Consider the following 13145-nt stretch of genomic DNA (forward strand, 5'->3'; position numbering starts at 1 on the left):
AAGAACGTATGAAGCAAAATTTAGAGCGACACAAAGCAGAATCCCGTCTTGAAGACGCGATTGTGGCTGAGTTAACGCGTTTGCAAAAGCACGTTCAACCTTTGAATAACCAGATCAATATTCAGACGATCGGCTAATTCGCACCTCGATCACCCCAAAGTGGCAGTGATCGAGGTATCAAAACTGAGCATTGCTGCTCAAAATTCCTCGTGCCGCTCTACGGGTTGCCAACTTGTATGGCAAAATAGCGGGCCATAATAAGACGTCTCTTTTTTGCTAGAGCCAAGCTCAGTCATGGCCTATAGCCCAAACGGAATATCATCATGTCGCAGCCAGTTGTCGCCAGTCAGCAAATCGTGTGGGACCAAGCGGTTCTTGATAAGTACAACTATTCGGGTCCTCGCTACACCTCATACCCCACCGCGCTGGAGTTTCATGAGGCCTTTACCATCTCGGATTACGATATGGCGTGTACTGAGTACCCTCAGCGTCCTCTCTCGCTTTATATCCACATCCCGTTTTGTCATAAGCTGTGCTACTACTGCGGCTGCAACAAGGTCATTACCCGCCACTCGCACAAGGCCGATGAGTACTTGGATGTGCTGGAGCTTGAGATCCGCACTCGTGCGTCGTTACTCCATGAACGCAAAGTCACCCAACTGCACTTTGGTGGCGGAACGCCAACCTTCTTAAGCAAGGAGCAAGTGAGCCGTTTGATGGCGATTTTGCGCGCCGAATTCTATTTCGACACTGACGCGGAAATCAGTATTGAGGTTGATCCACGCGAAATTGAGCTCGACATGCTGGATCACCTACGCAGCGAAGGCTTCAACCGCTTGAGTATCGGCGTGCAAGACTTCAACAAAGAGGTGCAACAGCTCGTCAATCGAGAGCAAGATGAAGAGTTCATCGTCGCCATGGTTGAGCGTGCCAAGCAATTGGGTTTCCGTTCCACCAACCTAGACTTGATTTATGGCTTGCCCAAGCAAACCCAAGTCTCGTTTGCTAAGACTCTTGAGCAAGTGTTGAAGATGCAGCCGGGGCGTTTGTCCGTCTTTAACTACGCCCACATGCCGAGCCTTTTTGCCGCGCAGCGTAAAATCAAAGATGACGATCTGCCTGCAGCCCAAGAGAAGATGGCGATTTTGCAAGACACCATCGCCACTTTGACCGGCGCTGGCTATCAGTTCATTGGTATGGATCACTTTGCGCTGCCAGATGATGAGCTTGCGGTGGCGCAGCGCCGCGGTGAGCTGCATCGCAACTTCCAAGGCTACACCACTCAAGGTGATTGTGACTTGGTTGGTTTTGGCGTGTCAGCCATCTCCATGATTGGTGACGCTTACGCGCAAAATCAGAAAGAGTTGAAAAAGTACTACGCACAAGTCAGTGGCCAGCGCCATGCCTTATGGAAAGGTGTGGTCCTTGATAGTGATGACTTACTTCGACGTGAAGTGATTAAGCAACTGATCTGTAATTTCTCTCTCGATATCCGCGCTATTGAGCAAGGCTTTAACGTCACGTTTGATGAGTACTTCAAGCAAGATTTGCAATTGCTGCAAACCTTCATCGATGATGGCTTGGTGGAGAAAGACGCCACCTCGATTCAGGTGACCCTGCGTGGTCGATTGCTGATCCGCAACATTTGCATGTGTTTTGACAAATACCTAAGAGCCAAAGCGCGTCAGCAGCAATTCTCACGGGTGATTTAAACGCTTCGACGGCAACGAGAGATAGTCAGGGGATGCCCAGTTCGCCCTTGATAAGACAGACTATCAGTAGAGAGATAAGCGCGGCGTTATGTCGCGCTTTTGTTTATATTGGAGCAGGGTAGGTATGGTCATTAGGGCGCAATATAAGTCGCTTGTGCCACCTCCCACAATGCCTTAACCAATGGGTTATCCAACTGCGATCGTTTGCAGCACACACCGAGTTTAAACGGTTCAATCGACGCCACTTTTAAGCGCTGAATCTTCTCTTTGACTGGGCTGTTGTTGATCACCACATCCGGCGCAATCCCCACACCACAGCCTAACGCTACCATACTGACGATCGCTTCATGCCCCGACACTTGCGCGTAGATATTGGGCTTAATCTTCATCGCTTTAAACCAGGCGTTCGCCCGATCTCTTGCCGTGCCAGACTCTGGGACAATAAAGGGGATGTTGGCCCAATCCGGTTTGTCTTGGCCAAGCGAGTGGGCAAAGTGACTCACGCCGGTGGGCGCGATCACTGATAGGGGAATTTCGCTGATGGTTTCAAACTCGACTCGCGCTGGCAGTTGTTCGGGGAAGGCAGAAATCGCCACGTCCACGTCATCATTGATGATCTTGTCAATTGCTTGTGCAGGATCGCCAGTGGAGAGCTTGAATTCAATAAACGGATGTTGGAGACGAAATTCAGACAAGAGATCAGGCAGATGGCTGTAGCTTGCGGTCACAGAGCAAAAAAGACGGATCTCGCCGCGCAACTCCGCGTCCTGTCCTTTGAGCTGCGCACGGTACGTCTGCCACTCGCCTTGAATTGACAGCGCAACCGGCAGCAGTTTTTTTGCCGCAGGGGTGAGCTCTACACTGCGGTTGTCTCGCACGAACAGCGTTTGACCGGTATCCGCTTCCAGTTTTTGAATTTGTCGACTGAGCGCTGATGGGCTGATGTGCATCGCGCTGGCGGTTTTGGCAAAGCTTTGGCTGTCGCACAAATGGATAAACAGCTGGAGACTTTTGATATTCATAAAACCGTCATTTCCTTGTTGCATTAATTGCAATTACTAATTGTGAATATATCACTTTAGGCAATTAAATACCTGTTTTAGTATGGACTCATTCGGTGCCAAGCCACCGACCGATACGGAAAAATTCTATAAAGGAGCGCCACATGGCTAACTATTTCAATACTTTGAACTTACGTGAGCAACTAGACCAATTGGGTCGTTGTCGTTTTATGGACCGCAGCGAATTCGCATCAGAAGCGGATTACCTAAAAGGAAAAAAAGTGGTCATCGTGGGTTGTGGTGCTCAAGGTCTTAACCAAGGCTTGAACATGCGTGATTCTGGCCTGGATGTGGCTTACGCATTGCGTCAAGCGGCGATCGACGAGCAGCGTCAATCGTTCAAAAATGCAAAAGACAACGGCTTTGAAGTGGGCAGCTACGAAACACTGATCCCTCAAGCAGACTTAGTGATTAACCTAACACCAGACAAGCAGCACACCAACGTTGTAGAAACGGTTATGCCTTTGATGAAGCAAGGCGCGGCACTGGGTTACTCTCACGGCTTTAACGTGGTGGAAGAGGGCATGCAGATCCGTGAAGACCTGACGGTTGTCATGGTGGCGCCTAAGTGTCCAGGTACCGAAGTCCGTGAAGAATACAAGCGTGGCTTTGGTGTGCCTACCCTGATTGCGGTTCACCCAGAAAACGACCCGAAAGGTGAAGGTTGGGACATCGCCAAAGCATGGGCGGCCGGTACAGGCGGTCACCGCGCAGGCTGTCTAGAGTCTTCATTTGTTGCTGAAGTAAAATCGGATCTGATGGGTGAGCAGACCATTCTATGTGGCATGCTGCAAGCGGGTTCTATCGTCTGCTACGAGAAAATGATCGCCGACGGTATCGATCCTGGTTACGCAGGTAAACTGCTGCAATACGGTTGGGAAACCATCACGGAAGCACTCAAGTTTGGTGGCATCACACACATGATGGATCGCCTCTCTAACCCGGCTAAGGTCAAAGCGTTTGAGCTTTCTGAAGAGCTAAAAGAGTTGATGCGTCCGCTGTACAACAAGCACATGGATGACATCATCTCTGGTCACTTCTCTAGCACCATGATGGCAGACTGGGCGAACGATGACGTTAACCTACTAGGCTGGCGTGCAGAGACCGGTGAAACGGCATTCGAAAATTACCCAGAAACTGACGTTGAGATCTCTGAACAAGAGTACTTCGACAACGGTATTTTGATGGTGGCTATGGTGCGCGCTGGGGTAGAGCTGGCATTCGAAGCGATGACGGCTTCTGGCATTATCGACGAATCGGCGTACTACGAGTCGCTGCATGAGCTACCATTAATTGCGAACACCATTGCTCGTAAACGTCTGTACGAAATGAACGTTGTTATCTCTGATACGGCAGAATACGGCAACTACTTGTTTGCGAACGTAGCGACGCCGCTACTGCGCGAGAAGTTTATGCCAGCGGTGAACACCGATGTGATTGGTAAAGGCCTAGGTGAGACATCGAACCAAGTGGACAACGCGACGCTTATCGCAGTGAATGAAACCATTCGCAACCACCCGGTTGAGTACATCGGTGAAGAGCTGCGTGGTTACATGACAGACATGAAACGCATCGCGGTTGGCGGCTAATCACTGCAATTTTCACTGCGTCATCGGCTTAGGCGAGTTTGGCGCAGTCAATAAACTCCAGGCAGACTGGGGTGATAAATACAAAATAAAACACGACATCTAATAAAAAGGCTTGGTCAGTAGACCAAGCCTTTTGTTTTTCTTTCGTACGCGATTCCACTCGAGAGTGGCCGCTGAGCCGATTACTTGTCGGCCAGTTTGGCTTCAAGTTCTGCGAGCTTTTGTTCCATTTCCGTTAGCTTTTGACGCGTGCGCAGTAGAACTTGCGTTTGAACATCAAACTCTTCACGGCTAACCACATCAAGCTTGTTGAGTTGGCCTTGAATCACTTGGCGTACTTTTTGGTCAACGTCCGCGCCGAGCTCTTTAACAGGGGCGGGCATTGAGTCATGAATTTGTTTGGCAATTTGTTCCAGTTTCTTTGGGTCAAACATGTGGCAACTACTCCTATTATTCTTGCCTGTATTCTACGTAATCGGACGGGGAAAGTCGTCAAGTGTTGCGTAAAAAGCGTGCGCGCGCTGTTGGAATAGCAATAGTTGGTGGAATAGCAATAAAAGTCGAATAACGATAAACGTCGAATCACAATAAAAAAGGTCACCGAAGTGACCTTTTGATATTGAATGAGGGCGTGTGCGTTTTATGACGACTGCTGCGCGGCGCGCTGCTCATCTTCACGCGCTAACGCCTCGAGTTCGTCATCTTCAACAAACACCGGTAGAGGCTTGTGCTGCTCAGCCAGGTAGCTGTAGATCACTGGCAGTACGAACAGAGTAAACAGCGTACCAATCGCCAAACCAGAGACAATCACGATACCGATACTAAAGCGCTGCGCCGCGCCAGCGCCAGTGGCGTACATCAGTGGAATCAAACCAGCAATCATCGCCGCCGTTGTCATCAAGATCGGACGTAAACGCACTTTCGCCGCTTCCATCACCGCTTCAGTTTTGCTCAGTTTATTGTGCAGCTGCTCTTCTTTGGCAACCTCACAAATCAAGATACCGTGCTTGGTGATAAGACCAACCAAGGTGATCAAACCGACTTGTGAGTAGATGTTCATCGATGCCGCGCCCCAGGCAAGGGCAATTAAGGCGCCACAAATGGCGAGCGGAACCGAGACCATGATAACCAGCGGATCTTTTACGGACTCAAACTGAATCGCCAATACCAAGAAGATGATCGCCAACGCCAAACCAAAGGTGGCGTATAGCGCGCTGCCTTCTGTCACGTACTGACGAGCTTCACCCATGTAGTCATGGTTGTAACCGCTTGGCAATTTATTCACTGCGGTCTCTTCAAACCAAGCAATTGCATCGCCCATCGCGGTACCCGGAGCCGGAACGGCGCCGATGGTGGCCGAGTTAAGCTGGTTGAAGTGTGGCAGCGAGCGAGGCTCAGCAATCACATCAATGGTGATGAGGCTACCTAGAGGTACGGCTTTGCCATCCGCGGCGCGTACATAGTAGTTGTTCATCGATTCTGGGTTGAGACGCCATTTACGCTCGACCTGAGGGATCACTTCGTACGAGCGGCCATTGAGGTCGATACGGTTGACGTAACCATCGGCCATCATGGTGCTCAATGTGATACCGATGTCTTGCATGGTCACACCGTAGGCACCGGCTTTGTCTTTGTCGATGTTGATTTTCATCGTCGCTGAATCGTAGTTCAGATCCAGGTTCGAGTAGACGAACATCGGGTTCGATTGCACCGTGAGCAAGATGTCAGACGCGATGGTAAACAAGCTTTCAAATGCATTAGGTGTGGTGATTACGAACTGAATCGGCAGACCTGAACCCGCACCTGGCAACTCAGGCATCTGGAATGCCGTGACCGCCATACCCGGAACATTTGACACCAGTCCACTGACTCGGTTGGTGACTTCCGCTTGGCTTGCTTCGCGCTCACTCCAAGGCACCATTGATGCAATACCAAACGCTTGGTTGGAGTTAGGGACACCAGTAAACACCTGCGCGTACGCCACTTCCGGTTGATCCGATAAGATGGTGTTGACATCGTTCATGGTGTTTTGCATGTAGTCGAGGTTGGCATTCGATGACGCCGTGCCTAGCAGCATGATCACACCCTTGTCTTCCGACGGAGCCAACTCACTTGGGATGAACTTAAAAAGCATCGGCAAGCTAGCAAACACAATCAGTGCAAAGGCAATCACGACAGGACGACGCTGCATGACCGCACCAAGCATACGCGAGTAGCGGTTGGTCATACGATCCAATACGTGATGCACTTTTTGTTCAAACTTGTTGGGCTCTTCATTAGCCTTAAACATTTTTGAACACATCATTGGCGACAAGGTCAGCGCGACGATACCCGAAACAAACACCGAACCGGCAAGGGTAAGGGCAAACTCTTTAAACAGCGAACCCGTGATGCCACCCATCAAGGCGATCGGAGCGTATACCGCGCCGAGGGTCAGCGTCATTGCAATGACAGGCACAGCAATTTCTCGGGTACCAATGATGGCCGCGCGAAACGGCGATTCGCCAAGCTTGATATGGCGGTCAACGTTTTCTAGTACGACAATCGCATCATCCACCACCAAACCGATGGCCAATACCATCGCGAGTAGCGTCATCAAGTTCCACGAGAAGCCCATCGCCTGCATCACCATCGCAACACCAATCAGTGACAGCGGGATGGTGACAATCGGGATAAGAACCGCGCGGAAAGAGCCTAAGAAAAGGGTGATAACGACCAATACAATCAGCGCCGCTTCAACGATAGTCTTGATGACTTCGCTGATGGACTCATTGATCGCGATGGTGGAGTCGTACATCACGTTCATCTTGATGGTGCTTGGCAAGTTACGCTCAAGTTGAGGCAACAGCTCTAGCACGTCGGCGGCAATGTTGATCGGGTTCGCACTTGGCGCGGCGTTGATCGCGGCCACCACGGCTTCTTGCCCGTTGGCACTGGCGCGATAGGTGTCATGACTCTTTTCAAGCGTCACTTTCGCGATGTCACTTAAACGGGTCACATCCCCTTCATCCGAGCTAACGACAAGATTCTCTAGTTCCGCGACATTCGACACCTGCGTATCGGCACTGCCGTTGTACAGCACGAATTCACCAATCGCTTGACCGGTGGCAGACTGATAGTTGTTGGCATTGAGCACGCTCATCACATCGGTAGCGGTCAGGCCAAGCGCGGCCATTTTCGCTGGATCCAACCAGACGCGTAGGGCGTATTTCATCCCACCGTACAAGTCGATTTTCGATACGCCATTGACGGTAAAGAGCTGTGGGTTGACCACACGCTCTAGGTAGTCGGTAATTTGGCTCGATGAGAGCTCATCACTGGTAAAGCCAATATACAGCACCGCAGTGGTGGAGCCCGTCGACATGGTCACCGTGGGATCTTCCGCCTCGCCGGGGAGCTGAGAGCGAACCGAGTTGGTTTTCGCCAACACGTCCGATAGCGCCGCGTTAGGATCGGTATTGAGCTTCATGTTGACCGTAATCGTCGACTGACCCAGCACCGATTGTGAGGTCATATAGTCGATGTTATCGGCCTGAGCGACCGCTTGTTCCAGAGGCTGAGTAATAAAGCCTTGGATCAAATCGGCACTGGCACCGTAGTAGCTGGTGGTGACCGTCACCACCGTATTCGTCATTTCAGGGTATTCACGAACTTGCATTTTGAACACCGCTTGCAGACCAAGCAGGGCAATCAAAAAGCTGATCGATACCGCTAAAACTGGACGTTTTATGAAAACATCAGTAAAGCGCATGAATCCTCCACATTACAGCATAGGGGTTTGTTCAGGTGGTGTGGTCGCATCGCTTTCTACGACGCGGACTTTGGCACCGTTGCTGAGACGCACTTGACCTGATGTCACTACCACATCGCCCGGTTGCACCCCATCGAGGATGTGAGCGATGTCTTGGGTGCGTTCACCCACTTTAATCACTTGCTGCTTAACGCGTTTCTCACCGTTCTCTTCAGAGACAAGGTAAACATTGTCACCGTAGAGGGTAAACGTGATGGCGGTTTGTGGCAGCGCCACTTGGTTTTCCAGCTTAGGCAGGATGATGTTGGCACGCGCGAACATACCGCTGCGCAGTTTGCCATCACTGTTAGGAATGTCAGCCTGGACTTGAATCAAACCACTTTGGATATTGACGGCGGGTTCAATGGCGGTAATTGAGCCTTTGAACGCAATCGCAGGGTAGGCATCCACAAAAATGTCGACCTCTTGGCCCATATTGATGCGAGAGATGTCCGTTTGCGGCACGGTGAAACGAAGGCGCATCACGCTGGTGTCTTCTAAACGCACAATGTCCGTACCCGCTTGCAGGTATTGACCAAGGTAAACGTTACGAATCCCGACCACGCCAGCGAATGGCGCTTTGATTTCACGACGGTCAATCGAGGCATTCAAACTTTCGATATCCGCCAAAAGGGAGAAGTAATTGGCTTCGGCTTCGTCGTACGCTTCTTTTGAAATTGAGCCTTTTTGGTACAAGCCTTGGTAGCGCTTATACTTGGCTTCGGCCGCAGGCAGTTTCGCTTTGGCGCTCTTTAAGTTGGCTTTTTCTACATCGGAGTCGAGCAGAACTAAAGGTTGGCCTTCTTCCACTTGAGTGCCTGACTCAAATGCAATTTGGTCAATCACACCGCTGGTTTCGTTGGCAACCGTCACACCTTGGTTTGGTTCGATAAAACCGATCGCTTCAATCACAGGAACCCAATCGATAGAGGCGACTTCGGTTACCGTTACGGGAAACTCTGGTTCTGGGCGATTCGCCATGTATTCAGCAATCTTCTGCTGCTTAAAGAGATTGAAACCTATCACACTGCCAAACAGCAGCACGGCGATAAGTAACATAAAGAAAGTCCACTTTTTCATTCCGATAAGAACTCCAAGTTAATGTTTGATAATGGCGTCCCAGCTGGCTTCAATCGCGGCTTCAAGTGCCTCTTGATCCAGTGGGTAAAGTCCTAAAGCGTGTTTGCGTGCAAGTGCAACACTAGCCTCAAGACTGAGTCCGGCGAGTACCTCGTTGGCGAGAGGTTTAAACAGTCCTTCTGCTTTCCCTTGATCAAAAAGAAGGTCGACTTTATCGAACATCTGGCGCTCCAACTCACGAGTCGATTGGCCGCTGTCACAAGGTAAAGATTCATATTGAATACGGTTGCTGATGGTTTTCAGATTGGAACCAGCCATATTCCATATATTGAGCCACATAGTGCGGTAGCGACGTTTCAGTGGCATGTCATCGTCCACACCCGCTTGAATGGCGTTCGCCACCCGTTGCGCTACCGACAGACGAAGCTCTCGAAGTAAGTGTTCCTTGTCTTCGAAATATCGGTAGATGGTGCCGGCAGCAACCCCAGCCTGCTTGGCCAGTTTTTGCATCGACAAGCCTTGAAATCCCGACTCAGCCACAAGAATTTCTGCGGCAGCGAGAATTTGTTCTCGTTTATCTGGATTTAACGATTCCGGCATGATGGCTTTAGTTAATGAATGAACGTTCATTCATTATAGATCGAATCCCAGCCATCTTTGCAACAAAGTATGACACTTATTTGATAAATATTTTTTACTCAACCTATTGGTTGGCTGAAGGTGAGCTTATCGGTGATCTCGAAAACATGGCAATATGATGAGGTGGCGATTATCATAAGCGCCATTCCACTCCCTTTGAGCAATGCAGATTGAGCCGACAATGAAGCTGAACCCAAGACAAGACGAAGCCGTTAAATATGTCTCCGGACCTTGCCTAGTACTCGCGGGTGCCGGGTCAGGTAAAACGCGTGTGATCACCAATAAAATCGCGTATTTGGTTCAGCAATGTCAGTACAAGGCGCGCAATATTGCAGCGGTGACCTTTACCAATAAAGCGGCCCGCGAGATGAAAGAGCGCGTCGGTCAGACGTTGGGTAAGCATGAGTCCAAAGGTTTGATGGTGTCGACCTTTCACACCCTAGGTCTCAACATCATCAAGCGTGAGTACAAAGCGCTAGGGCTCAAGGCCGGCTTTTCGCTGTTTGATGATCAAGACCAAATGGCGCTGCTAAAAGAGCTCACAGAAAAGCAGCTTGATGGGGATAAAGATCTGCTGCGCCAGTTGCTCAGCGCGATCTCTAACTGGAAGAACGACATGCTGACGCCCGATCAGGCCAAGGCACAGGCACAAGGTGAGCAGCAACAGCTGTTTGCGTTCTGTTTTGAGATGTACCAAAAGCAGATGAAGGCGTACAACGCGCTCGATTTTGATGATTTGATTTTGCTGCCTGTGCTTCTTCTACGCACTAATGAAGAGGTGCGCCAGCGTTGGCAAAATCGGATTCGTTATCTGCTGGTGGATGAGTACCAAGACACCAACACCAGTCAATATGAGTTGGTCAAATTGATCGTCGGCGAACGTGGTCGCCTGACTGTGGTGGGTGATGACGACCAGTCGATCTACTCTTGGCGAGGGGCGAAACCGCAAAACTTGGTCTTGCTTGGTGAAGATTACCCGAACCTGCGCCTGATTAAGCTGGAGCAAAACTATCGCTCGACCAGCCGCATCTTGCGCGCGGCGAACATCTTAATCGCCAACAACCCACACGTGTATGAAAAGACCTTGTTTTCGCAAATTCCTGATGGCGAAAAACTCAAGGTGTTGATGGCGAAAGATGAAGACAATGAAGCGCAGCGCGTGACTGGGGAGTTGATCGCCCATAAGTTTCTCAACCGCACGGACTATCGTGACTATGCGATTTTGTATCGCGGTAACCATCAATCGCGCTTGATAGAAAAGTCTCTGATGCAAAACCGAGTGCCCTACAAACTCTCAGGAGGCACCTCCTTTTTTGCTCGCGCAGAAATCAAAGACATCATGGCGTATTTAAAAATTTTGGTGAACCCAGATGACGACAACGCTTTTCTGCGCATCGTCAATACGCCGCGACGTGAGATTGGTCCGGTGACGCTCGAGAAACTGGGCAGTTATGCCAATATGCGTGGCAAGAGTCTGTTTGAGGCCAGTTTTGAAATGGGGCTGGAGCAGCACCTAACGGGCAGAGGGTTAGAAAACTTACGTCGCTTCACCACCTGGTTAGTGAAGATTGCCGATCAAGCAGAGCGGGGCGACACCGTCAGTGCAGTGCGCTCACTAGTGCGTGACATCAACTACGAAGATTGGCTGTACGAAACCTCCTCGAGCCCGAAGGCCGCAGAGATGAGAATGAAGAACGTCTCCGATCTCTACTCTTGGATTGTGGCGGATCTTGAAGGCGACAACTACGACAAAGAAGAGAAGAATCTCAAAGAGGTGGTTCAGCGTTTGACGCTGCGTGACATGATGGAGCGTGGCGAAGAAGATGACGACAGTGATGCGGTGCAACTGATGACGTTACACGCATCAAAAGGCTTGGAGTTTCCTTACGTCTATTTGATTGGCGCCGAAGAGGGCATCTTGCCGCACCAAACCAGCATCGATGAAGACAATGTCGAAGAGGAGCGCCGTTTAATGTATGTGGGAATTACGCGCGCGCAGCGAGAGCTCACCTTCACCATGTGTAAAGAAAGACGTCAGTTTGGCGAGCTGATCAAACCGACCCAGAGCCGTTTTTTGGATGAACTGCCGTTTGATGATGTCGAGTGGGAGGTCAACAAAAAGCCGCAAAGCGCAGAAGAGCGAATGGCGAAAGGCCAAGCCCACATTGCCAACTTAAGAGCGATGTTTAAAAAATAACTCATCGATAAAAAGATAAACAAAAAAGCGGCTCACCCTAAAGTCAGCCGCTTTTTCATTTCTGCTTGTAGAGATTGCGCTACAAAAATGAGGTTTGAAAATAAAAGGGCGGGTTATAGACCTTCAATCATATGCTCGATCGCCGCGATGATTTCATCATCTGAACAATCCATACATGAACCACGTGCAGGCATAGCATTGAAGCCGTTGATGGCATGATTCGCGAGAACATCTTTACCTTGAGCGATACGTGGCGCCCAATCATCTGCGTTGCCTGTTTTCGGTGCGCCGCTCACGCCTGATGCGTGACAGGCAATACAGAAGGTGCCATACACAGTGGCACCATCACGAGGGCCACTCGGCTCTGCCACGACAGGCTCGGCACCGGCTAGATAAACATCACCAACAGGTTTAATGCGCTCAGCAATGGCATCGTATTCTTCTTGGCTTACGCTTGCTGCGATCGATGCGCTGGAAAAGGTGACAGCGGCGATAAGAGCCGTTAATAATTTTCGAGACATATCCATTAAACTCACTTTACATTCCTGAAGGTAAGTGCGTGCTTACCTATTCTATTAATGTGGCATTGAGCTAAGCAGCATCAAAGGGCGTGTAAAATGCAGATAATGCTGTTAAATCAATGTAAATAATGGGTGATTATATCCTGATAACTTGTTGCAATAAACAACAAGATAACCGCTTCCACAAGGTTATCTAATGGGAAATAGGGGTTTATCACACTTTAATTGCCCAAAAAGGCGTCAAACGAGAAAAAAACTTGAAAAAGTACTAGACGCCCTAGTGTGATATACGTATTATTCCACTCCGCCGATAGGGCATGCGCCCGTAGCTCAGCTGGATAGAGCGTTGGCCTCCGGAGCCAAAGGTCGAAGGTTCGAATCCTTTCGGGCGCGCCATTTGCCTCGGAGGATGTATCGGTAAAAAATATTGTGGTGGCTATAGCTCAGTTGGTAGAGCCCCGGATTGTGATTCCGGTTGTCGCGAGTTCAAGTCTCGTTAGCCACCCCATTCTCGGTGAATAGCGCAGCTTGGTAGCGCATCTGGTTTGGGACCAGA

General features: G+C 50.1%; 9 protein-coding genes, 2 tRNA genes and 1 pseudogene. 6 read left to right on the forward strand and 6 right to left on the reverse strand.

Annotated features, from left to right (window positions below):
- Window positions 1–137, forward strand: a pseudogene (locus AC6R1O_RS08485) (DUF2489 domain-containing protein); the annotation flags it as partial.
- A gap of 186 nt (window positions 138–323) precedes the next feature.
- A complete protein-coding gene (gene hemN, locus AC6R1O_RS08490; protein WP_500637123.1) occupies window positions 324–1712 on the forward strand; it encodes an oxygen-independent coproporphyrinogen III oxidase in 1389 nt (462 codons plus the stop codon).
- Between the two features lie 131 nt (window positions 1713–1843).
- On the opposite strand, the gene ilvY is transcribed toward hemN, so the two are convergent.
- Window positions 1844–2734 carry an HTH-type transcriptional activator IlvY gene (gene ilvY / locus AC6R1O_RS08495; protein ID WP_334555450.1) on the reverse strand — a complete coding sequence of 297 codons (891 nt, stop codon included), beginning with the start codon at window positions 2732–2734 and terminating at the stop codon, window positions 1844–1846.
- Between the two features lie 143 nt (window positions 2735–2877).
- Here ilvY and ilvC point away from each other — a divergent pair, with 143 nt between their 5' ends.
- Window positions 2878–4362, forward strand: coding sequence for a ketol-acid reductoisomerase (gene ilvC / locus AC6R1O_RS08500; protein WP_500625332.1), 1485 nt, complete (start codon window positions 2878–2880; stop codon window positions 4360–4362).
- A 182-nt stretch (window positions 4363–4544) separates the two neighbouring features.
- Here ilvC and ubiK read toward each other — a convergent pair whose 3' ends face one another.
- The 4 genes from ubiK to AC6R1O_RS08520 all read right to left on the reverse strand — a co-directional run bounded on the left by ubiK (window position 4545) and on the right by AC6R1O_RS08520 (window position 9832).
- Window positions 4545–4796, reverse strand: a complete 252-nt coding sequence (ubiK, locus tag AC6R1O_RS08505; protein WP_334555452.1) for a ubiquinone biosynthesis accessory factor UbiK — start codon at window positions 4794–4796, stop codon at window positions 4545–4547.
- A gap of 206 nt (window positions 4797–5002) precedes the next feature.
- Window positions 5003–8113 carry a multidrug efflux RND transporter permease subunit gene (locus tag AC6R1O_RS08510; protein ID WP_334555453.1) on the reverse strand — a complete coding sequence of 1037 codons (3111 nt, stop codon included), beginning with the start codon at window positions 8111–8113 and terminating at the stop codon, window positions 5003–5005.
- Window positions 8114–8125: 12 nt separating this feature from the next.
- Window positions 8126–9232, reverse strand: coding sequence for an efflux RND transporter periplasmic adaptor subunit (locus AC6R1O_RS08515; protein WP_500625331.1), 1107 nt, complete (start codon window positions 9230–9232; stop codon window positions 8126–8128).
- A gap of 18 nt (window positions 9233–9250) precedes the next feature.
- A complete protein-coding gene (locus tag AC6R1O_RS08520) occupies window positions 9251–9832 on the reverse strand; it encodes a TetR/AcrR family transcriptional regulator (protein ID WP_500656851.1) in 582 nt (193 codons plus the stop codon).
- 220 nt (window positions 9833–10052) lie between these two features.
- On the opposite strand from AC6R1O_RS08520, the gene rep reads away from it, so the two are divergent.
- Window positions 10053–12068 carry a DNA helicase Rep gene (gene rep, locus AC6R1O_RS08525; RefSeq protein WP_500656850.1) on the forward strand — a complete coding sequence of 672 codons (2016 nt, stop codon included), beginning with the start codon at window positions 10053–10055 and terminating at the stop codon, window positions 12066–12068.
- Between the two features lie 113 nt (window positions 12069–12181).
- On the opposite strand, the gene AC6R1O_RS08530 is transcribed toward rep, so the two are convergent.
- The gene (locus AC6R1O_RS08530) at window positions 12182–12595 is read right to left on the reverse strand and encodes a c-type cytochrome (protein WP_487902695.1); all 414 of its coding nucleotides are present in this window, start codon (window positions 12593–12595) and stop codon (window positions 12182–12184) included.
- 313 nt (window positions 12596–12908) lie between these two features.
- Between AC6R1O_RS08530 and AC6R1O_RS08535 the strand changes: the two genes are divergently transcribed.
- Together AC6R1O_RS08535 and AC6R1O_RS08540 are read left to right on the forward strand one after the other, a co-directional pair.
- A tRNA-Arg gene (locus AC6R1O_RS08535) sits at window positions 12909–12985 on the forward strand.
- 36 nt (window positions 12986–13021) lie between these two features.
- Window positions 13022–13097: transfer RNA gene (locus tag AC6R1O_RS08540), tRNA-His, on the forward strand.
- Window positions 13098–13145: the final 48 nt, after the last annotated feature.

The organism is Vibrio sp. R11-SG3-ISO3-SZ (genome assembly GCF_059834345.1).

Excerpts from the sequence above, each read along its gene's own strand:
- hemN (WP_500637123.1), top strand. The coding sequence starts at position 324 with ATGTCGCAGCCAGTTGTCGCCAGTCAGCAAATCGTGTGGGACCAAGCG.
- ilvY (WP_334555450.1), bottom strand. The coding sequence starts at position 2,734 with ATGAATATCAAAAGTCTCCAGCTGTTTATCCATTTGTGCGACAGCCAA.
- ilvC (WP_500625332.1), top strand. The coding sequence starts at position 2,878 with ATGGCTAACTATTTCAATACTTTGAACTTACGTGAGCAACTAGACCAA.
- ubiK (WP_334555452.1), bottom strand. The coding sequence starts at position 4,796 with ATGTTTGACCCAAAGAAACTGGAACAAATTGCCAAACAAATTCATGAC.
- AC6R1O_RS08510 (WP_334555453.1), bottom strand. The coding sequence starts at position 8,113 with ATGCGCTTTACTGATGTTTTCATAAAACGTCCAGTTTTAGCGGTATCG.
- AC6R1O_RS08515 (WP_500625331.1), bottom strand. The coding sequence starts at position 9,232 with ATGAAAAAGTGGACTTTCTTTATGTTACTTATCGCCGTGCTGCTGTTT.
- AC6R1O_RS08520 (WP_500656851.1), bottom strand. The coding sequence starts at position 9,832 with ATGCCGGAATCGTTAAATCCAGATAAACGAGAACAAATTCTCGCTGCC.
- rep (WP_500656850.1), top strand. The coding sequence starts at position 10,053 with ATGAAGCTGAACCCAAGACAAGACGAAGCCGTTAAATATGTCTCCGGA.
- AC6R1O_RS08530 (WP_487902695.1), bottom strand. The coding sequence starts at position 12,595 with ATGGATATGTCTCGAAAATTATTAACGGCTCTTATCGCCGCTGTCACC.